General features: G+C 39.2%; 22 protein-coding genes. 2 read left to right on the forward strand and 20 right to left on the reverse strand.

The window, feature by feature from the left end:
• Positions 1 to 227 precede the first annotated feature (227 nt).
• From yajC to nadB, 12 genes are all read right to left on the reverse strand, one after another.
• On the reverse strand, positions 228 to 491 hold the full coding sequence (gene yajC / locus B1R93_RS03780; protein ID WP_088102628.1) for a preprotein translocase subunit YajC: 264 nt from the start codon (positions 489 to 491) through the stop codon (positions 228 to 230).
• A 36-nt stretch (positions 492 to 527) separates the two neighbouring features.
• Positions 528 to 1,667 carry a tRNA guanosine(34) transglycosylase Tgt gene (gene tgt, locus B1R93_RS03785; RefSeq protein ID WP_088102629.1) on the reverse strand — a complete coding sequence of 380 codons (1,140 nt, stop codon included), beginning with the start codon at positions 1,665 to 1,667 and terminating at the stop codon, positions 528 to 530.
• A 26-nt stretch (positions 1,668 to 1,693) separates the two neighbouring features.
• A complete protein-coding gene (gene queA / locus B1R93_RS03790) occupies positions 1,694 to 2,719 on the reverse strand; it encodes a tRNA preQ1(34) S-adenosylmethionine ribosyltransferase-isomerase QueA (RefSeq protein ID WP_088102630.1) in 1,026 nt (341 codons plus the stop codon).
• A 92-nt stretch (positions 2,720 to 2,811) separates the two neighbouring features.
• Positions 2,812 to 3,030 (reverse strand): DUF2905 domain-containing protein, encoded by a 219-nt coding sequence (locus B1R93_RS03795; protein WP_088102631.1) that lies wholly within the window; start codon positions 3,028 to 3,030, stop codon positions 2,812 to 2,814.
• A complete protein-coding gene (ruvB, locus tag B1R93_RS03800; RefSeq protein ID WP_088102632.1) occupies positions 3,027 to 4,028 on the reverse strand; it encodes a Holliday junction branch migration DNA helicase RuvB in 1,002 nt (333 codons plus the stop codon). Before ruvB ends, B1R93_RS03795 begins: the two co-directional genes overlap by 4 nt.
• A 15-nt stretch (positions 4,029 to 4,043) precedes the next feature.
• The gene (gene ruvA / locus B1R93_RS03805; protein ID WP_088102633.1) at positions 4,044 to 4,658 is read right to left on the reverse strand and encodes a Holliday junction branch migration protein RuvA; all 615 of its coding nucleotides are present in this window, start codon (positions 4,656 to 4,658) and stop codon (positions 4,044 to 4,046) included.
• A 128-nt stretch (positions 4,659 to 4,786) separates the two neighbouring features.
• Complete coding sequence (locus B1R93_RS03810) at positions 4,787 to 5,359, reverse strand: intercompartmental signaling factor BofC (RefSeq protein WP_088102634.1); 573 nt, start codon at positions 5,357 to 5,359, stop codon at positions 4,787 to 4,789.
• A 212-nt stretch (positions 5,360 to 5,571) separates the two neighbouring features.
• A complete protein-coding gene (locus B1R93_RS03815; protein ID WP_165763715.1) occupies positions 5,572 to 6,669 on the reverse strand; it encodes a YhcN/YlaJ family sporulation lipoprotein in 1,098 nt (365 codons plus the stop codon).
• A gap of 217 nt (positions 6,670 to 6,886) precedes the next feature.
• Positions 6,887 to 8,620 carry a SafA/ExsA family spore coat assembly protein gene (gene safA / locus B1R93_RS23300; protein WP_088102636.1) on the reverse strand — a complete coding sequence of 578 codons (1,734 nt, stop codon included), beginning with the start codon at positions 8,618 to 8,620 and terminating at the stop codon, positions 6,887 to 6,889.
• 209 nt (positions 8,621 to 8,829) lie between these two features.
• The gene (gene nadA, locus B1R93_RS03825; protein WP_088102637.1) at positions 8,830 to 9,933 is read right to left on the reverse strand and encodes a quinolinate synthase NadA; all 1,104 of its coding nucleotides are present in this window, start codon (positions 9,931 to 9,933) and stop codon (positions 8,830 to 8,832) included.
• Complete coding sequence (gene nadC / locus B1R93_RS03830; protein ID WP_088102638.1) at positions 9,930 to 10,772, reverse strand: carboxylating nicotinate-nucleotide diphosphorylase; 843 nt, start codon at positions 10,770 to 10,772, stop codon at positions 9,930 to 9,932. Before nadC ends, nadA begins: the two co-directional genes overlap by 4 nt.
• On the reverse strand, positions 10,753 to 12,339 hold the full coding sequence (gene nadB / locus B1R93_RS03835; RefSeq protein WP_165763716.1) for an L-aspartate oxidase: 1,587 nt from the start codon (positions 12,337 to 12,339) through the stop codon (positions 10,753 to 10,755). Before nadB ends, nadC begins: the two co-directional genes overlap by 20 nt.
• A 177-nt stretch (positions 12,340 to 12,516) precedes the next feature.
• On the opposite strand from nadB, the gene B1R93_RS03840 reads away from it, so the two are divergent.
• Together B1R93_RS03840 and B1R93_RS03845 are read left to right on the forward strand one after the other, a co-directional pair.
• The gene (locus B1R93_RS03840) at positions 12,517 to 13,644 is read left to right on the forward strand and encodes an IscS subfamily cysteine desulfurase (RefSeq protein WP_088102640.1); all 1,128 of its coding nucleotides are present in this window, start codon (positions 12,517 to 12,519) and stop codon (positions 13,642 to 13,644) included.
• Positions 13,645 to 13,649: 5 nt separating this feature from the next.
• The gene (locus B1R93_RS03845; RefSeq protein WP_088102641.1) at positions 13,650 to 14,183 is read left to right on the forward strand and encodes a transcription repressor NadR; all 534 of its coding nucleotides are present in this window, start codon (positions 13,650 to 13,652) and stop codon (positions 14,181 to 14,183) included.
• A gap of 38 nt (positions 14,184 to 14,221) precedes the next feature.
• On the opposite strand, the gene pheA is transcribed toward B1R93_RS03845, so the two are convergent.
• From pheA to hemE, 8 genes are all read right to left on the reverse strand, one after another.
• Positions 14,222 to 15,106 carry a prephenate dehydratase gene (pheA, locus tag B1R93_RS03850; protein ID WP_088102642.1) on the reverse strand — a complete coding sequence of 295 codons (885 nt, stop codon included), beginning with the start codon at positions 15,104 to 15,106 and terminating at the stop codon, positions 14,222 to 14,224.
• Between the two features lie 12 nt (positions 15,107 to 15,118).
• Positions 15,119 to 15,562: an ACT domain-containing protein gene (locus B1R93_RS03855; protein WP_088102643.1), complete on the reverse strand. Its 444-nt coding sequence runs from the start codon at positions 15,560 to 15,562 to the stop codon at positions 15,119 to 15,121.
• A 193-nt stretch (positions 15,563 to 15,755) separates the two neighbouring features.
• Positions 15,756 to 17,039 carry a GTPase ObgE gene (obgE, locus tag B1R93_RS03860; RefSeq protein WP_088102644.1) on the reverse strand — a complete coding sequence of 428 codons (1,284 nt, stop codon included), beginning with the start codon at positions 17,037 to 17,039 and terminating at the stop codon, positions 15,756 to 15,758.
• 12 nt (positions 17,040 to 17,051) lie between these two features.
• Positions 17,052 to 17,585 carry a Spo0B C-terminal domain-containing protein gene (locus B1R93_RS03865; protein ID WP_165763717.1) on the reverse strand — a complete coding sequence of 178 codons (534 nt, stop codon included), beginning with the start codon at positions 17,583 to 17,585 and terminating at the stop codon, positions 17,052 to 17,054.
• A 184-nt stretch (positions 17,586 to 17,769) separates the two neighbouring features.
• Complete coding sequence (locus tag B1R93_RS03870; protein ID WP_088102646.1) at positions 17,770 to 19,386, reverse strand: methyl-accepting chemotaxis protein; 1,617 nt, start codon at positions 19,384 to 19,386, stop codon at positions 17,770 to 17,772.
• 150 nt (positions 19,387 to 19,536) lie between these two features.
• Complete coding sequence (gene hemY / locus B1R93_RS03875; RefSeq protein WP_088102647.1) at positions 19,537 to 20,946, reverse strand: protoporphyrinogen oxidase; 1,410 nt, start codon at positions 20,944 to 20,946, stop codon at positions 19,537 to 19,539.
• Positions 20,947 to 20,951: 5 nt separating this feature from the next.
• On the reverse strand, positions 20,952 to 21,884 hold the full coding sequence (gene hemH, locus B1R93_RS03880) for a ferrochelatase (protein WP_088102648.1): 933 nt from the start codon (positions 21,882 to 21,884) through the stop codon (positions 20,952 to 20,954).
• Positions 21,885 to 21,905: 21 nt separating this feature from the next.
• Positions 21,906 to 22,937 (reverse strand): uroporphyrinogen decarboxylase, encoded by a 1,032-nt coding sequence (gene hemE, locus B1R93_RS03885; RefSeq protein WP_088102649.1) that lies wholly within the window; start codon positions 22,935 to 22,937, stop codon positions 21,906 to 21,908.
• Positions 22,938 to 23,259 lie beyond the last annotated feature (322 nt).

Below are 23,259 nucleotides of genomic sequence, written 5' to 3' on the forward strand. Positions count from 1 at the left end.
AGTAACGATTTCTTTCCTAGGATATTTCGTTAATAAAAAAACTCGGCTTAAAACCCCGAGTTTTTTTATTGTACGAAGAAAAAGAGGTGTCCCAAAAGTTAACCTTTTGAGACACCTCCGAAGTAATGTGCGCGTGTCGCTTCATCTTTTAAAAGTCTTATGAGGAGCAATTTCCTCCTCATAAGACGCGTGTAGCGAACGGAGCCATTGCCTCTGCTTCATTATGATCAATCAGGATTCACAACTTCACGAACAGCTGATTTATCAAATGTTAATTTACGATTGTCATTTACAAGAATAACCATTGTATCCTCATCGATTGAATCAATCGTACCGTGAAGCCCGCCAATTGTGATAATTTTATCACCACGCTTAAGCGCAGCGTGCATATCACGTACCTGCTTTTGTCTCTTTTGCTGTGGACGAATAAGCAAGAAATAAAAAATTGCAAACATCAATATTAGCGGAAGAATTGTTCCAAGTACCTCCATTTACTTCCCCTCCTTTCTGTAGTAAACGTTGTATGATTAGAAATTTTTCGCATTTGGCTTGTTGAAACCATACTGTTCGAAAAACTCTTCTCTGAAATCAAGCAATCGATCCTCTCGTATTGCCTGTCTCACTTGCTCCATTAATTTTAACAGGAAATAAAGATTATGGTAAGATGTTAACCTAAATCCGAACGTTTCTTCACATTTAACGAGATGACGAATGTATGCTCTTGAATAATTTTGACAGACGTGACAATCACAGTGTTCATCTAACGGTCTAAAATCGCGAGCATATTTTGCATTTCGAACGACCAGTCTTCCTTCGCTTGTCATACATGTCCCATTTCTTGCTATTCGAGTAGGTAATACACAATCAAACATATCAATTCCTCGAATCGCTCCATCAATCAGTGAGTCTGGAGAGCCTACACCCATTAAGTACCTAGGCTTATTGGATGGCATTAATGGTGTTGTAAATTCTAACACACGGTTCATTACATCCTTTGGTTCGCCAACGGATAAGCCACCAATCGCATAACCAGGAAAATCAAGAGAGACGAGATCTTGGGCACTTTGCTTACGTAATTCTTCGTATTCCCCACCTTGAATAATTCCAAATAATCCTTGATCCTCTGGACGCTGATGAGCCGCAATACACCGTTCTGCCCAGCGACTAGTTCGTTCAACAGAATTTTTCATATATTTGTATTCTGCAGGGTACGGAGGACATTCATCAAAAGCCATCATAATATCTGAGCCAAGTGCATTTTGGATTTCCATAGCGCCTTCAGGACTTAGAAAAAGCTTCTCTCCACTCATATGATTTCGAAAATGGACTCCCTCTTCTTCTATCTTACGCAGATCACTTAAACTAAAGACCTGAAATCCACCAGAATCAGTTAAAATGGGGCGCTCCCAATTCATAAATTTATGAAGGCCTCCCGCCTCCTTCACAATATCATGGCCTGGTCGCAGCCACAGATGATACGTATTACTTAAAATAATTTGAGCGTTCATATCGTATAAATCTTCAGGACTCATTGTTTTTACTGTTGCAAGCGTACCAACTGGCATAAAAATTGGCGTTTCGATTGAACCATGTGGTGTATGAACACGCCCAAGTCTTGCTCCAGATTGTTTACATGTTTTGATTAATTCATATGTGACCGCAGCCATTATTTTTCCTCCTTAACAATACAGCATTAACGAATGAGCATTGCATCTCCAAAGCTGAAAAAACGGTACCGTTCTTCTACTGCATGACGATATGCTTTAAGAATGTTTTCTCTTCCTGCTAACGCACTAACTAACATCACTAAAGTTGATTTAGGTAAATGGAAATTTGTAAGCAAACCATCTAACCCTCTATATGTGTAACCCGGGTAAATAAAAATAGAAGTCCAACCAGATGCTTCACGAAAAGACCCATGCTCTTTTACAATCGTTTCAAGCGTACGTGCTGAGGTTGTCCCTACAGCAATAATTCGCTTTCCTTTTTCTCGTACTTCCTGAAGTAATCGTGCCGTCCCTTCACTCATCTGATAAAACTCAGCATGCATCTCATGTTCCTCAATCGAATCAACACTTACTGGTCGAAAAGTACCTAATCCGACATGAAGAGTAATAAACGCAATATGAACCCCTTTTTCTCTTATTTGATTAAGTAATTCTTCTGTAAAATGTAGGCCTGCCGTTGGTGCAGCAGCAGAGCCTCTATGCTTTGCAAAAACCGTTTGATAACGCTCTTGGTCGTTTAATTGTTCCTTTATATAAGGAGGCAATGGCATTTCACCTAGTTCATCTAACACTTCGTGAAAAATACCTTGATAATTCATTTGGAGAACTCGTCCTCCATGCTCTGCTTCATCGATGCATGTTGCTGTTAGTTTACCATCACCGAATGTAATCGTAGTTCCAACCTTTACACGCTTTCCTGGCTTCACCAACGTTTCCCATTTGTCATCTTCTAGTTGTTTTAAAAGAAGAACCTCAATGTTTGCACCAGTGTCCTCTTTTATACCATACAAACGAGCTGGCATAACACGTGTATCGTTTAAAACTAAACAGTCCCCCTCATTTAATTCATCAACAATTGATGGAAACTTGCGGTCTTCGATATCACCTGTTTCTTTATTTAAAACAAGCAAACGAGACGCCGTTCGATCAAGAAGCGGCGTCTGTGCAATCAATTCTTCTGGTAAATGAAAATCAAAATCACGTACATCCATTGGTTTATTCACCTTTTTTTCTAAATTATGTCCATTATCCTAACATAGCATACCGAACCTAGACATATTAATCAAGCTACTTCCTGTCACATTTAACGAAAACGACCGATAATAAAAAAAATAAGCGAAAGTACAACACTTAGTACAATTGATGTCATAATCGGAAAATAAAAAGTTGCATTTTCGCGTTTAATTAAAAGATCCCCCGGAAGCTTTCCTAACGGTAAAAATCTCCCACCTATTTGCCATATCACACCAATCACAATACATACAATACCGATTCCAATCAATAGCTTCGGTAATGAATTCATTGATTTGGCACCTCCAAATTAAAATGCTGATAACAGCTATGGGTGACCATTCTGCCCCTCGGAGTTCGTTGTAGAAAACCAATTTGTAGAAGATATGGTTCGTATACATCTTCAATTGTTTCTGCTTCCTCACCAATGGTTGCAGAAATCGTTTCTAGACCTACTGGGCCTCCGCGAAATTTTTCGATCATCCCTTTTAATAATTTATGGTCAATATGATCAAGTCCCAAACGGTCTACTTGTAAATTTTCTAATGCAGATTGTGCTAAAGCTAGCGTAATAGTTCCGTCACCTTGAACTTGAGCAAAATCCCTTACTCTTTTTAACAGTCGGTTCGCAATACGAGGTGTCCCACGTGAACGTCTTGCTATCTCCACTGATGCCTGCTCTTCTAATTCAACTGAAAAAATATCAGCCGTACGTTGAACGATTATCGCTAATTCTTCTTCAGTATAATACTCTAATCGGGCTAATACCCCAAAACGATCTCTTAATGGTGCCGAGAGCATCCCCGCCCTTGTAGTAGCACCAACTAATGTAAAGGGAGGTAGATCAAGCCGAACTGACCTTGCTGTTGGCCCTTTACCAATGACAATATCCAAGCAAAAATCCTCCATAGCTGGATATAACACTTCTTCAACCATGCGATTTAGTCGGTGAATTTCATCAATAAATAATACATCACCAGGCTCTAAAGCAGTTAAAATTGCCGCTAAATCACCTGGTCTCTCAATCGCCGGTCCAGACGTTGTTCGCATTTGCACTCCCATTTCTGTGGCGATAATACCAGACAGTGTTGTTTTACCAAGCCCGGGAGGACCATATAAAAGAACATGGTCAAGACATTCTTCTCTCATTTTTGCGGCTTCAATAAATACTTCTAGATTTTTCTTCACTTTTTCTTGACCAATGTAATGTTTTAGTTCATTTGGGCGGATACTTTGTTCAATCGATTGATCATGCTCTTGTGCCTCCGCCGAGATCATCCGTTCTTCCATGGCTATCCTCCAAACTTATCCCTTTAATAGCAGCTGTAATGCCTTTTTAATATATCCATCAGTCTCAAGCTGTTGCTCTTCTAATTGTGGACGGATTTTCTTTAGTTCCTTCTCAACATAGCCTAACGCTCGGAGCGCTTCCAATGCTTCTTCAAGTTCTGAATTTAATCGACCTGAGCCTGCATGTGTTTTAGAATTAAGCTCTGCATAGTTAAACAAATCATTTGAGAAATCATCTAATTTCCCTTTTAAATCAAGAATAATTTGTCTTGCTGTTTTTTTTCCCACACCAGGAAATTTTACAAGGTATGTCTCATCTTCTCCTTCAATTGCTGCAACAACATCCTCAGGCTGACCTGATGCTAAAATAGCCAAGGCTCCTTTAGGGCCTATTCCAGAAACATTCAAAAGTTTCTCAAAAAGTGAACGTTCACTCTTTGTCTTAAAACCATAAAGTCGTAGAATATCCTCTCGTACATATTGATAAGTATAAATCCGAATTATTTCATCAATATTTCGCTGAAAAACATACGGGTTAGGACAATATAACTGATAGCCAATCCCATTATTATCAAGCACTGCGTACTGAGTCTCTATTTCCACAAGCTTTCCCTGTATAAAATCAATCATCCTTTACTTCCTCTCCATATACGAACATTCATTTCTATTTTAGCACAATGGTGTCAGCACGTCATAGACCATGAATAACTAAATAAAAAAGAGTGAGCCAAAAGATTTTTACTTTGGCTCACTTCTGTTTACATTTCTTTTCTTTTATATTGACTAAAAACATGGAGAACTTCTTCGTAATGTTCTCGGCTCTTTACTGGAATGCCTTTAACGAGTTCTGTATGCTGCTTACTTTTTAACTTACTCGTATCAACCTGAAAAAACGACTGAATGATTTGAGACTCAGTTGGCTCCCCTTCATAAACATTTAACGTACCATCCTTTGATATTCCAAAATAGCCATTCATCTTCAATAAAGGAGAAATGTCATTTATTTGCTTGCGAAAAATCATTCTTTCCTCGTTTTGATCGATAAGAGTCCAATCATTGTAATAAGCCCAAAAATCCTCCATTGACCAAATTGTTTCTTGGACTTTTTCTTCGCTTATCTCACCGTCGAGATACTCTCTTTCAAGAATAACATTGATTGTCATTGGAGCCATGACATCTACAGCCTCAGTTTCATTCAAGTCGGTTTCCTGAACGTCTTCTTGTGCACTTGTATCATCGGAAATAGGTAAAATCATCATGGTCCCTAATCCTATAATAATAATCATAAAAATCAGCAAATATTTTTCAAGAAAACGTTGAAATACCATCATTTTTTTCACCACCATAACCTCTATTTCATAATCTTTTTTATGATGCCATTTTTAGTATGCTCGTTATTTTATAATCCATAACCCCGAAATTAATCAATTTGGTAATAATAACGAACTCCTTTCTATTATTTTACAAAAGATTTTTTATTATCCATAAAAAAAACCCAAAGGAACTCCTTTGGGCTAATTAAAAACCTTTATATTTTTCTCTCTTAGCGAGAACGCTCGAAAGGTCGTTGGACAGCACGAGCAAGGTCATTAATCATATCATTAAATGTTGCACCAACCTCTTCAAATGCTGCACCTGTTCTCAGACGATCATCCATTGTACGGATTTGACCTACTGTATCGTTATCTGTAACAACGTGTACATCCTTACCTTTTACAAGACCTTTCACTTTACGCTCTACTTTTTGTTCAACTTGTTGAGCATTGTTGTTATCTGAATCGATACCAACAACTACGTCATTACCGTGAACAATAACACGTACATCATCTACTCCATTCATGTTTTGAACACGACTAACAATTTGTTGTGCTGTACGACTATCATAATCGCGGTGATAGTTAGCTGTACCTTGACGACCTTGAGTACCATTGTTTTGAGCACCCATGTTAGTACGGCCCGTGCGATTAGTTTGACCTACAGTTTGGTTACGAGTTGTTTGACCGTCAAGAGTTGCTTGGCGTGTCGTTCGATTATTCGTTAATCCTGCTCGATCACGAGCATTACCACGTAATAACCCATCCTCATCAACCATTCCAGGACGGTTGTTTCCTACAATTCCTGAATGACCTGTTCCAGCTCTTTGTTGCGTACCGAATAATCCTCGGTTAGTATCACCGGTTCTTTGTGTTCCGAATAATCCTCGGTTAGTTGTTTGGGCACCATAATTAGCTCGGTTACTCTCAGTTATTCTTTGTTGGTCAGCACGAGTACGACCTTGTTCACCTGTAACCGTGTCGTTTGTGAACAATCCTGTTCTACCTAACCCAGTTGTCCCATTATTGTTGCCTTGTGGTAAAAACCCGGTTCTTTGCCCATAATTTGTTGGACCAGTTGTTGTATTAAATCCTGTACGATTTTGCCCAAGCTGTCCTTGATTTCCACCACGCGTGTTCGGTGTCATCATATCAGTTACAGGTCCTTGACCTCGATGACCAGTATTGGTACCTGTCATTTGCTGTGCATCAAACCCGGTACGATTATAATTTGCATTCATGTCTGTGGCTTGGTTATCCGTGCCACAACCAGTTAAACCACCCATAAGCATTGTTGCTGCTGCTACTGACATTGCGATTTTTTTCATATTTGAAAGCCCCCTTTCAAACATTATGGTGTCTGTATAGAGCTTTCTTTACACTGTTACTTCCTGGTCATAATGGAAAATGTACAGGTCTATACTATAGAGAAAACAAGATAGTCTTACTATCATGCCTCAACAGTGATTGAGTTTATTTTTACACACACAAAAAAGAGGCTTGAGTATGCTCAAACCTCTAAATTAATCCAATCAAGTTAGTTTTTTAGTCATCGTAATCTGTTTCAGGATAAGAATGTAATGGTACCTGTTGTTCTAAGTCATTAAATGATACCATTTCCCCATTTGGCCCATAGGTTACTGGCTGTGTCGGTCCACAGCAATTACTTGTCGGAAATCCACTTGTTGGCATTTGCGGTGGCATCGGATACCCTGTTGCTCCTTGGGCTCCTGCTCCATATCCACCTGATGGTGCTTGCGGTGGCATTGGATACCCTGCTGGTGCTCCTTGGGTTCCTGCTCCATATCCGCCTGTTGGTGCTTGCGGTGGCATCGGATACCCTGCTGGTGCTCCTTGGGCTCCTGCTCCATATCCGCCTGTTGGTGCTTGCGGTGGCATTGGATACCCTGCTGCTCCTTGGGCTCCTGCTCCATATCCTCCTGTTGGTGCTTGCGGTGGCATTGGATACCCTGCTGCTCCTTGGGCTCCCGCTCCATATCCGCCTGTTGGTGCTTGCGGTGGCATTGGATACCCTGCTGCTCCTTGGGCTCCCGCTCCATATCCGCCTGTTGGTGTTTGCGGTGGCATTGGATACCCTGCTGCTCCTTGGGCTCCCGCTCCATATCCGCCTGTTGGTGTTTCTGGTGGCATTGGATACCCTGCTGCTCCTTGGGCTCCTGCTCCATATCCGCCTGTTGGTGCTTGCGGCGGCATTGGATACCCTGTTGCTCCTTGAACTCCCGCTCCATATCCACCCGTTGGTGCTTGCGGCGGCATTGGATACCCTGTTGCCCCTTGAACTCCCGCTCCATATCCACCCGGTGGTGCTTGCGGCGGCATTGGATACCCTGTTGCCCCTTGAACTCCCGCTCCATATCCACCCGGTGGTGCTTGCGGCGGCATTGGATACCCTGTTGCCCCTTGAACTCCCGCTCCATATCCACCCGGTGGTGCTTGCGGCGGCATTGGATACCCTGTTGCCCCTTGAACTCCCGCTCCATATCCACCCGTTGGTGCTTGCGGCGGCATTGGATACCCTGTTGCTCCTTGAACTCCCGCTCCATATCCACCCGTTGGTGCTTGCGGCGGCATTGGATACCCTGTTGGCTCGTAAGTTGCTCCATAACCTCCAACAGGAGCACAGCCTGGGATAAGTGGACTTACTGGTTGTATACAATCAGTAATAGGTGCTTGTGGTGGTTGTGGTGGAATATAAGGCGTTTGTTTCGGTTGATATGGCGATTGGACTTGTGGAATGTGTGGGACAGTTGGTTTTGGTAGTGGTTTTGCTTCCTGTATAGGTTGAGTGCTGCTTTTAGGTGCTTCTTTTTTTACATTCTCTTTTATAGGCTGTTGCTGTTGCTTTTCCTTTACAGGCGGTTTATTAACATTAGGCATTGGAGCATGCTCATTCTCCTGTGGTTTATAAAAATATACATTGTCGTTCGGTTCATACTTTTTCATTTCTTTTGGCTGCTTTAATGGCTGATTGGGCATCTTCGGCATTTGCATATTAGGTACTTTAGGTTGTACTTGTTTTTCTTTCATTTCTTGCTTAGGTACTTCTTTCTTTTGTTCTTTAATGAAATGCTGTGGTTTAACCTGCTGTTCCTTTTTAACTGGTACGCCGTTCGTCGGGATTTTAATTTTCATCCCAGGCATAATCATATCTGGGTTGGATAGCTGTGAATTTGCTGCTTTTAGCTGTTCAAAATCCACCCCATACTTTTGTGATAACTTCCAAAGCGTATCACCTTTTTGTACAATATGAATTTTCACGTTTAATCTCCCTCCTCTTACCATTCGTTACATCCTATGATTACATAGGCGAATTGACACTATGTTTTTCATTTAGTTTAGAAAGAATTTGGATCAAACGCCTAATCTCAAAGGTTCTCAAGACAATGTATGTTTACAAAAATAGGTTTATGCCTAGTTAGAATAAGGAAATACCTTTCATAAAAACAAACAAAGAAAAACCGTCCTTATTAAGGACGGTTCAGCATGCGTTCTAATGCGAGTCTCGCTTCTTTTGTTGTTTGCTTATCTACACGAATCGGATGATGTAACGTTCCTTCTTCCAAAAGCTCCAAAGACCATGTTAAGTGATCTAAGTCTATCCGATTCATCGTTAAACAAGGGCACATATTCGGATTCAAAGATTTGATTGTTTGCTCAGGATATTGTTGCGCTAAACGATTTACTAAGTTCATCTCTGTTCCAACTGCCCATACTGTTCCTGGTTCAGCTTTTTTAATCGTCTCAATAATATAATGAGTTGATCCGTTTAAATCAGCTTCTTGAACAACTTCGTGCGGACATTCAGGATGGACAATTATTTTTGTATTCGGCTCTTCTTTTCGTAATTGCCTAATTTGTTCAACTGTAAATTTCTCATGAACCGAACAATGGCCCTTCCATAATATAACCTTAATTTCTTCAATTGGTCGTGTTGTTTCAAGCTTATGTTCAATCGGGTCCCAAACAGCCATTTCTTCTAGAGAAATTCCTAGGTCAAACGCAGTATTTCTTCCTAAATGTTGGTCAGGGAGAAACAATAAACGAGGTTTTTGAGTAAAAGCCCATTCTACCATTTTTTTCGCATTTGATGACGTTACTGTTGCTCCACCATATCGACCACAGAAAGCTTTAATTGCAGCTGTACTATTCACATATGTTAAAGGAAGAATCGTATCACCAAACATTTCCTGTAAATCAACCCAAGCCCGCTCCGTTTGCTCTATTGTGGCCATATCGGCCATTGAACAGCCTGCTTTTAAATCTGGTAAAATGACATGTTGATTGTCATTTGTAAGCATATCTGCCGTTTCCGCCATAAAATGAACACCACAAAAAACGATATACTCTGCATCCGAATTATCCTGTGATAATTGAGCTAACTGCAATGAATCTCCTGTCGAATCTGCAAACTGAACGACTTCATCGCGTTGATAATGATGCCCCGGAATATAGAGTCGTTTTCCAAATTTAGCTTTAATCTCAGCAATGCGTTTTTCTTTTTCTTTATCAGACATTAACGCGTACTTTGCTGGTATACGTTCCATTTGATTTAATTGATCAAGTAATTTCATGATTGTTTCCCCTTTCGTAACAACATACTTAAATCAACGGATTGAACAGAATGGGTTAGGAATCCAAGCGAAATGTAATTTACGCCACATCCTTTAAAAGATGATATTGTGTTTAAGTTAATTCCACCTGAAGCTTCAGTTACGATTGAATCCGGTACAAGCTGACTTAATCTTTTTATCTCTTCTGGTGGACAGTTATCAAACATAATAACATCAGCCCTCGCCCGAACCGCTTCGATTACTTCCTCCTCATTAGTCGTCTCAACCTCAACATTTACCATGTGCCCGACCTGCTGTTTTACTTTTTGGACCGCCTTTTCAATTCCTCCGCTAGCAGCAATATGGTTTTCCTTAATCATCACTGCATGATCAAGACTTTTTCGGTGATTAAAGCCACCTCCGCAACGGACAGCATATTTTTCAAACATTCTTAAGCCAGGTGTTGTTTTTCTCGTATCACAGATTCTTATCGTTGGATCATTTAAAGCTTTTACTGCTTTAAATGTAGTCGTAGCAATTCCACTCATTCTTTGGACTACATTTAAAACAACTCTCTCTCCCGTCAGAAGGCTTTTTACTGGACCCTTTATTACCGCAATTTGCTCACCTTTGTTGAAGGACTGACCATCTTGTATGAATACATTTACTTCCACTTTCTTATCGATAACCTCGTATCCAAGTTCAATGATAGAGCGACCTGCCATAATTCCATCATCTTTTGCTAAAATAATGGCCACACCTTCTTCATTTGAAAAAATCGCTTCCGTTGTTAAATCACCTTCCCCAATATCTTCAATAAAGAATTGCTGAAGCTTTTCTTTAATTAATAACGGATTCATAACGCTTCTCCTTTTTTATATCTGCACGTGAGTGAACTTCAATAAACGAATCTTGCTCAAGCGAAGATTTAATATATGTTTTTAACCATTTTTTATCATCTAAGACAGGATAATCAGAACGAAAATGACCTCCACGACTCTCTGTTCGTGTAAGTGCTGCACATGTCATCAGCCATGCGACAAGTAACATGTTTTGCACTTCCACTTTTTCTTTACTTACTTTTTCTGAAGGGGAAAGCTTAACAATTGGTATATATGGGAGAAGCCATTGCTTCATTTCCTTTAATGTTTGTGCATTCCTTTCAATTCCTACTAAAAGCGTCATTTTCTCTTGCAGTTCTTTTTTTGATGGAAGCATATGCTCCTTAATATGATTCGCAACTTTCTTATCAAATTTCATATAGTCTATTGTTGGTTTTGAATGAAGAATGTCCTTGGCCACTGCTTCTGCAAACACAAGTCCTTCTAATAATGAATTACTTGCCAAACGATTCGCACCATGAACGCCAGTACAAGCTACTTCTCCAATTGCATAAAGATTATCAACCGTCGTCTGCCCTCTTTGATTAGTCCATACTCCCCCACTTACAAAATGAGCACCTGGTGCGACTGGTAACAATAATTGTTTCAAATCTATGCTCGCTTTTTCACAAATACGGGAGATCCCCGGGAAACGTTTAGAAAAATTAGGAATACTTCGACAATCTAAGAAAACACGCTTCCCTTCACAATACTTTCGATGAATTTCTCGACTAACAATATCTCTAGGTGCTAAATCTTTGAGAGGTTGGTTTGCCATAATCGGCGTTCCCTCCTCATCAACTAACACCGCACCTTCCCCACGAACAGCTTCACTTATCAATCCATGGGCATAGCCCTCTCGGTAAAGAATCGTCGGATGAAATTGAACAAATTCCATATCAGCCAAGGTTGCACCAGCTCGATACGCTAGAGCAAAGCCGTCACCAGTCGCCTCAGGAACATTTGATGTTCTTTCATAAAGCTGACCAGCTCCGCCAGTTGCTAAAATCGTTTTCGGTGCTTGAAATACACCTTTATCTGTAAGAACACCAACTACTTTATCCTCCTGTTTAAGTAATTGGATAGCTGTCGTTTCTTCAAGAAATGTTACTCGATCTTTAAGTACATGTATTAATGTTTCTGTAAAAGCCTTTCCTGTTTGATCCCCGTTAGCGTGGACAATTCGTCTTCTGCTATGAGCCCCCTCCATTCCTAGAGAAAGTGTCCCATCCTTACTTTTATCAAAAGGTACACCAATTTTCTCCATCTCTCGAATTAGGCTTGGTGCACGTTTCACTAATATTTCAACATGCTCATCGACGTGATGAGAAAGCCCAGCTAATAATGTATCAGCAAAATGCTTACGCCAATCATCATCCGTACCTAGAGCCGCAGCGATACCACCTTGGGCCCAACTCGAATTACTCCTATTAACGTTAGACTTTGTGATTAAAATCACATTCTTTTTATCAGCTAATAAATGGGCAGCCATTAAGCCAGCAATACCACTTCCTATAATGAGAACATCTGCATCCCATGATGCCATGATTATTCCTCCAAACACTTTACAGTTGTCTTGACACCTATATTTACATAAAATAATACATGTGACAAGTGCTTTTTTATTGTCAGTAAATGAAAGAAACGAAAAATAAGTGTTCATTCATTTATCGGTTCTTATTTTTATCCTTATCTAAACCCAAGTAGAAAGTCGGTAGATACAATGATTTATCTAGATTATAGCGCCACAACTCCAATGTCCGATGCAGCTTTATTTGCTTATCAAAAGGCCGCTAAAAATTATTTTGGCAATAGTAATAGTCTTCATCAAATTGGACAAGAAGCTGAGCATGTTCTTTATTTGAGTCGAAAATCTATCGCATCACCGTTACAAATTCAACCTAATGAGCTTTATTTCACTGGATCTGGCTCCGAGGCAAACTTTCTTGCGTTAACGAGCCTTGCAAGTGCAAATAAACATAAAGGAAATAATATTGTAACAACTCGTTGCGAACATCATTCTGTCTTACAGGCGCTTCATTATTTACAATCACAAGGCTTTACGATTACCTATGTACCAGTAAATGAACAAGGATTAGTTACGGTTGAGGCTTTAGAGGAGGCTATTTCAGAAAATACAATATTGGCAACATTTGCTCACGCAAACTCAGAATTAGGAACCGTTCAAGATCTAGTAGCAATCGGTCAACTATTATCCAATCACAAAGTCTTATTTCACAGCGATTGTGTTCAAACTTATGGAAAGTTGCCAATTCCTGTTGATGTTCTTACGAGTTTAAGCATATCTGGTCATAAAATTTATGGACCTAAAGGCATTGGAGCGACATTCATCCGTTCACAATATCATTGGAAATCATTTTTAGAAGGGACAACTCACGAATTTGGATTTCGCCCGGGTACAGTGGATGTTCCAAGCGTCGTATCATTCGCAACAGCTGCTGAAGACATTCATACAGAAAGAGAACAAGAAATGAAACGCTTATCGTTATTACGAGAACGTGTGGTAAAAGCATTGTGCAATAATTCTTCAGTTGTTTTTGAAGGGCATCCAACAAAACGACTCCCATTCCATCTAGGTATTCGACTTAAAGGGATAGAAGGGCAGCTTGTCATGCTTGAATGTAATCGCAAAGGAGTTGCAATCTCTACTGGGTCTGCCTGTCGCGTAGGTCAGTCTTCACCTCCACAGTCTTTACTTGCGATTGGACGAACACATGAGGAAGCACATGAGTTCATTCGCGTGACCTTTGGCAAATGGACGACTGAAAAGGATACTGATACACTTGTTGAATGTATACAAAGTATTGTCTCTAAGTTTAGGAAGGATTGAATGATATGAATGAGGGGAAAAAAATATTAGGGGACGAGCGGAGACGAGTAATCATTGATTGGTTAAAAGAAAGCCCCCTTCCAATTACGGGAAGCGAATTGGCAAAACGAGCAAATGTTAGCCGTCAAGTCATCGTACAAGATATCTCAATATTAAAAGCGAAAAATTTACCAATACTTCCGACCGCACAGGGGTATTTATTATTACAAAACGAACCTCCAAAACGAGTAAGTAGAATTATCGCTTGCAAACATGATAGCACGCAGGCTCAAGAAGAATTATTAACGATTGTTGATCATGGAGTCACAGTCGTAAATGTCATCGTAGAACATGCTATCTACGGTGAGCTAACAGCCTCGTTAATGATCTCTACAAGAAAAGATGTAGAGCAGTTTTGTCAAAACCTTTCCAAAACGAAGGCTTCATTATTATCCGATCTTACTGAAGGTGTGCATCTTCATACCATTGAAGCAAATTCAGAAAAGCAATTAGATGAAGTTGAACAAGCTTTAAGTAACAAAGGAATCATTCTTAAGTAAAAACTAAAGCCGATTTGCTCTAAAAGGAATAAGCCAGCTCATCGAGATGAGCTGGCTTTCATATGCAAGTCAGTTAAAGAATAGCATGTATAACTTCCTAAAATATCAACTCCACAACCTAACGCTTCTAGCTCGGAAATCACGCCTGGAATAAGGACATCATCGACAAGTTGATCCACATCAATGACAAAGAAGTAGTTTCCAAGACCTGTTTTTGTTGGCCGTGATTCAATTTTCGATAAATTTAATTTTCTCCAAGCAAAAGCGGATAATACTTGATGAAGGGCACCCGAATAGTCTGAAGGCAGCGTAACCATTAGGGATGTTTTGTCACTAATGACATAAGGTCCTGATACTTCATCTGCTTTAATGTTCTGACTAAGGACTAGAAATCGGGTACGGTTATTATCATAATCATGAATATTTCGATGTACAAATTCAAGTCCGTATTCCTTTGCAGCTAGCTCATTCGCAATTGCAGCTACAGGTTCATTAGGATTGTCAGCAACCCACTTTGCAGCAGTCCCAGTTGAATTCATATAATCGATTTCAATATTTTGATATGTCATTTGTAGAAAATCATGGCATTGTGCTATCGCATGTGGATGCGAAATGACCTTTTCCGGCTTAAATCCTTTTGCAATTTGAGAAGGATGTGCAAGAAAATGTTGCTCAATCGGAACTGTTACACCACCAATAATCGGCAGTCTTTGCTTATGAATTAAATAATCTAACGTCAAATTAACTGATCCTTCAATCGCATTCTCAATCGGTACAACAGCAATATCAACATCTCCTGATGCGACACGATCCATACAAGTTGGAATTGTTTGATATGGTACATGTGTATCTGAAGGAAAAAGTGTTCGTGCTGCTACCTCTGTAAATGTGCCCTTTGGACCTAAATAACCAACCCTTTTCATCTTATCTCTCCTTTAAAAACCCGAACCAACTAGCTCAACCTTTTCAACGGCATCGCCTTGTTCAATACGAATCATTAACTCTTCTAACTCCATCCTCATTGGTGCCGTATCAATCGATATAGTAATATGGGCTCTACCTTGTAACGGAATTGTTTGATTAATCGTCAATACATTGGCACCCGTTTCTGCAACCTTTGCCAACAGCTGAGATAACGTTCCAGAACGATCAACAAGGTTTATTGATAGGGTGACAATCTTTTCCTTAACCATCGTATTAAACGGAAAAATTCCGTCCTTATATTTATAAAAGGCACTTCTACTTAAGCCAACGAGGTTTACAGCCTCATTTACCTTTTTTGTTTTGCCGGAACTTAACAATGCTTTAGCTTCTAACGTTTTTTGCATTGCATCCGTTAACATATCTTCGCGCACGAGATAAAAAGGCTTTCGTGACATTATTTTCACCATCTTTCAATAGACACCAAAGTTCCTTTCACTTTAAGAAAGCGGATAAATTACTTTTCCTTTCTTAATAAAGCCATCATCCTATTATAGAATCGGGCATCATTTTTGACAACCTATCCTATAAAAATTGTACGTATACAATAAAAAACTGTCCCTATGTATTGGACAGTTTTTATTGTCTTCCTTATTCTATAAATTCGAACTCAAATTTCATTAGTCGAACAAGGTCGCCATCCTTTGCGCCTCGTTGACGAAGGGCTTCATCAACCCCCATATGTCTTAACTGACGTGAAAAGCGGCGAATCGACTCATCTCGTGAAAAGTCGGTCATCTTAAATAGTTTTTCAAGTTCAGCTCCTGACAAAACAAAGGCTCCATCATCATCACGAGTAATGACAAAAGGAACTTCCTCTTTTTCATGGCGATACATAACTCGAGTTGATTGCTCCGTCTCCTCATAAAGTGGAAATTCTGGTGTTTCTTCGATTTTATCAGCTACTGTAAGAAGAAGTTCTCTTACTCCTTTACGAGTAATGGCAGATATCGGAAAAATTTGCACATCATCCTCAAGCTGCTCTTTGAATTTTTCTAAATTCTCATCGGCACCCGGCATGTCCATTTTATTAGCAACAATTAACTGTGGACGTTCCATTAAACGGAGATTATATTGTTTCAATTCCTCGTTAATTTTCAGATAATCATCATAAGGGTCGCGGCCTTCTAAAGCTGACATATCAATCAGGTGTACGATCACACGGGTACGCTCGATATGTCTTAAAAATTGATGCCCAAGCCCAACTCCTTCATGTGCTCCCTCAATTAGTCCAGGTAAATCTGCCATGACAAAGCTTCGACCATCATCAGTTTCAACTACACCTAAATTAGGTGTGATTGTAGTGAAATGATAATCAGCAATTTTCGGTTTTGCAGCAGACACTACTGAAAGTAATGTTGATTTACCAACACTCGGAAAACCTACTAATCCAACGTCAGCTAGGACTTTTAATTCAAGAATAACATCGCGCTCAATACCTGGCTCACCATTCTCGGCAATTTCTGGTGCTGGATTAACAGGAGTCGCAAAGCGGGTATTTCCTCGTCCGCCTCGTCCACCTTTTGCAATAACAGCTCTTTGTCCATGCTCTGTTAAATCTGCAATTACTTCTCCCGTTTTTTCATCAATAACAGTAGTTCCTGGTGGCACCTTTACGACCATATCTTCCGCATTTTTCCCATGCTGATTTTTTGGGCGACCGTGTTCTCCACGTGGAGCTTTAAAATGACGTTGATAACGAAAGTCCATTAACGTTCTAAGTCCTTCTTCAACTTCAAAAATAACACTGGCTCCACGACCTCCATCACCGCCGGCAGGCCCTCCATCTGGAACATATTTCTCACGACGATACGCAACCATTCCATTGCCACCGTCTCCACCTTTTACATACACTTTAACCTTATCAACAAACATGATTTTTTCACCTCAATTTAGTGTGAAACAAGTACATAGAACACATTCATGTTCGTCCCATTCTACAAGATTCACCTCAGGATCCAATTTTTTTAAAACCGGTTCCCAATCACTTTCTTTCATTAGTAATTTCCCATGATAATCAAATGTAATCTCACATACATTATCTTTAAATAAAAAAGTAAGTAATAATGTATTTTCAAAATCCTTTGAACTGGACGCTGTTAATTGCTTAATGATGCTCTCGCATAAATGCAGTAATTGAGGCTCATGTGAAGCAAAACTTTTGACCTCTCCAATGATATCAATATCTAAGTTTAACGCATGGCAGTTCCAATTGTACGTTAATAAATAAACTGCTACAGCAGGAGCTTCCATACTAGAAAGCTTACTTTCATTAATTGATTTCTGTGTGACGGTCTCGATGATGGTTTCAATTCGATCATACCGTTTTAACGCCAAATTACCTTTTATTAATTGCATAACGTTTAGCCAATCATGACGAGTATGACGAAGTGCTTCTAAGATATCTTTTTGATTAGTCATCTTGGCTCTCCTCGTCTTTTCTTTGGATTCTGACATGTTTCAACTACAACGATTATCTTACCATAACTTGGTCAAGACAGGAACATTAAAGCAAATTTACAACAAAATCTTTAATATATCCAAACAGTTTAAGGGTTGTTCTAAGGCTTTAGCAACCTTTCAGAACAACCCTAAGTAAAATAATTTAAGACAGCTTAAAGCGTTTGACAATTCGATTTAATGAGTCAGATTCGGTCGAGAGTGTATTCGAATCCTCAGCTAAGCGATTAACACCTTTCACATGTTTATCTAATGAAGAAACAGTTTCAACGACTTGTTCAGTAAATTGCTCTGCAATCTCATTCACATCTTCAATGATTTTCTCTAATTGCTCACCATCCTGCAATACACGACTAGCAAAAGTACGGTTATTCGTAACCGCATTCATCGTTTGTTCGGCTGAATCATTTAGTTTTCGTATAGCTTGTCCCGCCTGACGAACTACGGCAACCCCATCGTTTATATTATCGCGATTTTCTCGAACTTGTAAGGCAACTTGGTTAATTTCATTTCTTGTTATATCGAGTGCCTCTAGTATATCGTTAGCAAATAAATTTGTATTTTCCGCGAGCTTCCGAACTTCATCCGCAACAATTGCAAAGCCACGTCCGGCTTCGCCAGCACGTGCTGCTTCAATGGAAGCATTTAACGCTAACAGATTCGTTTGTTCTGCAATTTTTGTAATTGAAGACACCTTCTCCATTACCTTATCAGTCCCTTGTGATAAATGAAGCATTTTTTGAGATGAATCTTCTATAACCTCTTTCAATTCATTCATTTTCTTTTCGGATAAATGAATCGCTTTTGTCCCATCATCTGCAGAAGCGGAGGCATCCTTTGCCATAGATAACGTTGTATTTACTCCGCCTTCCATTTCACGTACATTTAATAACATCGTATTGACCATTGCATGAGCCGACTGTAATGATGATAGCTGAGTTTCAGAACCAGCTTGAAAATCTTGCATTGTACTAGCAAACTCTTCAAATGCTTTTGATAACTCAGTTGCTCCTACAGCTTGTGTTTCTGATACTTGATGAACTGAATTTGCTGAATGCTGTAAGTCACTTAAAATATTTCGCATTCCTAGAACGACTTTATTTATCTCAAATCCAATTTGATGAAACTCTGTACGGCGGCGATTTTTTATTTCATCGGTTAAATCACCAGCCGATATTTTTCTTGTCAATCGATACCATGAACGAACCTCGATAGTGATTACCCTATATATCCAATAACCAATGCTCCCTGTGATCAAAAGAGAGAGAATTAAACTAAACAATAGCGTTTGCGAAAATAGGCCATTCATCCAAGAAATCAAGCCAACTAAAAGAATTGGCAATGTTGTTAAAGCTAGGAAAGCAGGAGCCAAAAATGGCCGATGAACAATACGCCCTAGCCTTAAATTAAAGCGCTTCCCCCCTACCTCTACAATAGGACATGAAACATCAATTAAAAATTCCCCAGTATTTCTTTGATAAGGCTGTAATAAGGTTTCATTAGTATTAGCCGCTTTTAGACCTACCTCATCTACAAACGCAAACCCCTCACGCAGCCGGTTTGTATGTATATGACTTAATCCAGTCTCGTCGACAATTAATAAATATTCATCTTTACCGAGTTGTTCATCTAGAAGCGAATGCAAAGTATGATAATTTGTTTCTATTGAATCAATGCTTTTTAAAATTGGTTCTAATTGCTGAGCGATTTGTTCAACTTTTCTCTTAGCATGCTTTTCTACTGCTCTAGTTTGATTACTCACAATAAACTCCCCTTTCTTCTTCCTATTATTATATCTAATATTCGAAATGTTTTAAATATAATTAATCATTAGTTTGAAAAGGGGATTGTATAACAATTACAAGCAAGATGAAAAAACCCGTAATGAAAAATTTTCATTACAGGTTGAATATTACATATTTCGTAAAATGGAATCTACTGCGTCTTCACCTTGGTCAATACAATCTGGTAGCCCAATTCCTTCAAATCCAGCACCAGCTAAATGTAGTCCTTGTAAATGACGCGCAATATCCTCTTTTATTTTTGCCAATTTATATGTATGACCAACATGATACTGTGGCATTGATTCTTTCCAACGAGTGACTTTATAAAATAACGGGGAATCATTAATCTCCATAATCCCTTGCAAATCCCGAAGAACCGTCGCAACTATTTCCTCATCGCTTTTATCAACAATATCAGCATCATCCGGTCTCCCTACGTAACACCTTAATAGAACATGACCTTCTGGAGTTGAATGTGGCCATTTTTTATGTGTCCAAGTACATGCCGTAATACTATAATCGCTTTTTCTTGATACAACAAATCCAGTTCCCTTATAAGGATTGTGAACAGCTTCTTTTTTATAGGCTAATGCAATCGTTGCAACAGAGGTTGCCTCCATATTCTCTAGATACTTAAAAAACGGATATGTATTTAATAAGCTCGCTGTAATATGGGGAGCTGTGGTGATAATGACATCATCAAATTCCTTACTAGTTCCATCCTCAAACAAAAGCTCAAAGACGTCTCCCTTTTTTTCTACTTTTTTAATCGATGTTTGCAAATGAATAGCTGTCGGACTCAATTGAGCTTCTATTGCATCTACAAAAGACTTCAGACCGTGTTTAAAAGTGAGAAACATCCCTTTTTTAGGTTTTGACTCTGCTGAATTTTCCTGTTGCTTTCCACGCGTTTGTTTCATTCCTTTAATGAGGCTCTGGTGCTTTTCTTCAATTTGTTGAAATTGAGGAAACGTAGCCTGCAAGCTTAGTCGATCAATATTCCCTGCATAAATCCCTGATAAAAGTGGTTCAATTAAGTGATCAACGACTTCATTTCCAAGACGTTTCCTAAAAAAATGGCCCACAGATATATCTTCATTTTTTTCAGTAGTCTTTGGCAAGATAAAATCACCAAGGGCTCGAATTTTTCCAAGTGGCGAAAAGAGCTTAGTTAGGGCAAAGGGCGTCAGTTCTGTTGGGATACCCATAATGGCTCCACCCGGAATTGGATGAAGTATCCCTTCCTTTAAAATATAGGCTTGACCTGTGTCATTGTGAATAAAATCATGTTCTAATCCAACTTCACGTGCCAGTCTTGACATACTCTCTTTTCTAGCAAGAAAAGAATCAGGGCCTTTTTCAATTACAAACCCATCTGTATAGTCAGTTTGGATTTTTCCGCCTAATTGATGACCTGCCTCATATAGTTCATATTCGATTGGTAACTGAGATTCTTTTATTGATTTCTCAAGTTTAAACGCCGCAGCTAGACCCGTTATCCCGCCACCAATTATCGCCACTCGTTTTTTATCATTCACAGCGCTCACTCTTTCTCTGTTAGCTTTTTCTTAACTACTGTAGCTAAACAATCAAGAAATTCTCTTTTTGCATTTGGCATTTCAGGACGATAATAGTTCATCCCAAGTTCATCCGTTACAGCCTTACATTCAATATCGTTATCGTATAGAACTTCAAGATGGTCTGCAACAAATCCGACTGGGCAATAAACGATTGAAGTATATCCATGTTTTTCATACAAATCACGTGTCAAATCTTGTACATCAGGTCCGATCCAAGGCTCAGGTGTGTTTCCTTCACTTTGCCACCCAATTGTATAATTCGTTATACCGGCTTCTGCAGCAATTAAGTCAGCTGTTTCCTGAAGTTGATTCGGATATGGGTCACCTGCTGCAATAATTTTCTCTGGTAAACTATGAGCTGAGAAAATAACACATGCTTTTTCCTTATCCTTAATCTCTTTTACTGTTTCTTTAATTTGTTCTGCCCAATACTGAATAAACTTTGGCTCTTTGTACCAGCTCTCAACGCTATGAATTACTGGTCCACCAATCTTTTCTGACTCTTCATGTGCACGGCCATTATATGACTTCACACTAAACGTCGAGAAGTGTGGGGCAAGCACAATACTGACCGCTTCCTCTATCCCATCATCTTTCATTTGTTGGACCGCTTCTTCAACAAATGGCTCAATATGTTTAAGACCTAGATAGGACTTAAACTCATAGCCAGCCATTTCTTCATTTAGGAGAGCCTCAAGACCATACGCTTGGTCTTCGGTAATTTTCGCCAATGGACTAATACCACCAATTGCTTCATAACGTTCAGTGAGTTCATCAAGTGCCTCTTCAGATGGTTTTCTTCCTCTACGAATATGTGTATAATAAGGCTCTATTTCTTCCTTACTTCGTGGTGTCCCATATGCCATAACTAGCAGTCCATATTTTTTTTTCTTCACTTCTACTCCACCCCTTTTTATTTACATATTTCTCGCAGAATACTCATGAACAAAAGCCGTTAATCGCTTTAAAGTATCAGGATTTACTTCAGGAAATACTCCGTGACCGAGATTAAATATAAAATGATTTGATTGTAGTCCCTGGTCTAAAATCTCTTTTGTACGTTCTTCAATAACAGACCATGGTGAAAGTAAAATAGCCGGATCTAGATTCCCTTGCAAGGTCTTCTTAATCCCAAGATTACGAGCTTCGTTTATTGATAAACGCCAATCTAAGCCAACAACATCTAATGGGAGGTCATTCCACTCCTGTGCAAGATGACTTGCACCTACTCCAAACATAATAAGCGGAACATTCTCTCCTTTTAGTGCTGAAAATATCTTGTTCATCACAGGCTTCACAAACGTTCGGTAATCCGTTACATTTAACGTCCCAACCCAAGAATCAAAAATTTGTATTGCTTGTGCTCCAGCTTTAATTTGAGATTTTACATATGTAATCGTCATCTCACCAAGTTTATCCATTAACAAATGCCATGCTTCTGGTTCAGCATACATAAATGCCTTCGTTTTATTGTAATTTTTCGATGGACCTCCTTCTATCATATAGCTTGCTAATGTAAAGGGAGCTCCTCCGAAACTAATAAGCGGAACTGTTAATTGTTCACGCAGTAGCTTAATCGTATCAAGAACATAAGGAACATCATCCTCTGGAGTAATCGTTCCTAATTTTTCAACATCACCTTTAGAACGAATTGGATTCTCAATAACTGGTCCAATTCCCGACTTAATTTCAACATCAACCCCGATTGCTGGTAATGGTGTCATAATATCTTTATAAAGAATCGCCGCATCATTGTTATATTGATCTACCGGTAATTTTGTTACATACGCACAAAGCTCAGGCTGATGAGTAATTTCAAACAATGAATATTTTTCTTTTATTTTTCGATACTCTGGTTGGGAACGTCCAGCCTGTCTCATATACCAAACTGGTACTTGAGATTGCGCTTCCCCTCTACAAGCCTTTAAAAAATTATCATTAAACGTCATTTTGCCACACCTTTCCTACCTCATATGTCCTATTCTAATCGAAGCTGTACAAAAAATCATTTTTCACATACTTCTACTATAATGACCGACTTTATCACTGTATAGAACTCAAATCAAACTGTCATAAATTTGATGAAACTTTATGACCAATTTTCACTTTTGTTTTAAGGAATAACGTAAGACCTTAAACAATATTGTAAAAAAGAGGTAACCGAAAGAGGCTACCTCTCTGAAAGTTATTTCCACATTGAACGAATGAACTTATTCAAACATTCTCATTCACACTATAACACTTATCTCTTTATGGTTTTACCCTTACGTA

The sequence above is a fragment of the Halalkalibacter urbisdiaboli genome, from assembly GCF_002156385.1.
Taxonomy (GTDB): domain Bacteria; phylum Bacillota; class Bacilli; order Bacillales; family Bacillaceae_D; genus Halalkalibacter_A; species Halalkalibacter_A urbisdiaboli.